The following is a 944-nucleotide window of genomic DNA, read 5'->3' on the forward strand; positions in this document are numbered from 1 at the left end:
GCTTGCGATGCGGGCGCCGGAGTGCTTTTCTTGCGCGCCTGCAAGCCCCGAGGGAAGCCCATGTCGACGCCTGCCGCCGCCGCCACCACCATCCTGACCATCGCCTGCCCCGACGCCACCGGCATCGTCGCCGCCGTCACCGGCTTCCTGGCGCAGCAGGACTGCTTCATCATCGAGTGCGCCCAGTACGGCGACCTGGCGGCCGACCGCTTCTTCATGCGGGCGGTGTTCCGCCACGGCGACGGCGCGCCGGCCCGCGACGTGCTCGGCAGCCGCTTCGCCGAGCGGGTGGCGCAGCGCTTCAGCATGACCTGGGCCATGCACGACAGCCAGCGGCGGCCGAAGGTGCTGATCGCCGTGTCGCGCTTCGGCCACTGCCTGAACGACCTGCTGCACCGCTGGCAGACCGGCCAGCTGGCCATCGACGTCGCCGGCGTCGTCTCCAACCACGACGACATGCGCAAGCTGGTGGAATGGCACGGCATCCCCTATCACCACCTGCCGGTCACCAAGGACACCAAGGCGGCGCAGGAAGCCCGCATGCTGGCCATGGTGGAGGAGCAGGACATCGACCTGGTGGTGCTCGCCCGTTACATGCAGATCCTGACGCCGGAGGCCTGCCGGGTGCTGAACGGCCGCGCCATCAACATCCACCATTCCTTCCTGCCGAGCTTCAAGGGCGCCAAGCCCTATCAGCAGGCCTATGTGCGCGGGGTGAAGATCATCGGCGCCACGGCGCACTACGTCACCCCCGACCTCGACGAAGGCCCGATCATCGAGCAGGCGGTGGAACGGGTCGACCACACCCATTCGGTCGAGGATCTGGTCCGTGTCGGCCAGGACCTGGAGAACGTGACGCTGGCCCGCGCCGTGCGCTACCACATCGAGCGCCGGGTGCTCATCAACGGCGCCAAGACCGTCGTCTTCCGCTGACGCGGCGGGCG

Annotated in this window: 1 protein-coding gene; it reads left to right on the forward strand. The window is 69.0% G+C overall.

The window, feature by feature from the left end; all coding sequences use genetic code 11:
• The first annotated feature begins 60 nt into the window (after positions 1–60).
• A complete protein-coding gene (gene purU, locus ABD056_RS22735) occupies positions 61–933 on the forward strand; it encodes a formyltetrahydrofolate deformylase (protein WP_343870578.1) in 873 nt (290 codons plus the stop codon).
• Positions 934–944 lie beyond the last annotated feature (11 nt).

Origin of the sequence: Caenispirillum bisanense (genome assembly GCF_039523075.1) — a bacterium.
Taxonomy (GTDB): domain Bacteria; phylum Pseudomonadota; class Alphaproteobacteria; order Rhodospirillales; family Rhodospirillaceae; genus Caenispirillum; species Caenispirillum bisanense.